Annotated in this window: 1 protein-coding gene; it reads left to right on the top strand. The window is 42.1% G+C overall.

Features of this window, described 5'->3' with window-relative positions:
- A partial coding sequence (locus tag OS191_RS00030) for an HYR-like domain-containing protein (RefSeq protein ID WP_267153664.1) occupies window positions 1-233 on the top strand: 233 nt, incomplete at both ends.

Raw genomic sequence — 233 nt, 5'->3', positions numbered from 1 at the left:
CCTGTTGACTCAACTGATAGTTCTGATCCTTGTAACATAGTAGTTACACGTACTTGGACCTTTACTGATTCTTGTAATAATACATCTAGTGTGTCGCAAACTATTACTGTTTCTGATACTACGGCACCTGTAGCTCCGGCTGCTCCGGCTGATATAACAGTAGAATGTATCGATGATGTACCTGCTCCTATAGATTTAACAGCAACAGATAACTGTGCTGGTGATGTCGTGGC

The organism is Xanthomarina sp. F2636L, from assembly GCF_026410195.1.
Lineage (GTDB): Bacteria > Bacteroidota > Bacteroidia > Flavobacteriales > Flavobacteriaceae > Xanthomarina.
The sequence above is the reverse complement of the archived record's forward strand: the minus strand, read 5'-3'. Positions and strand labels throughout refer to the sequence as shown.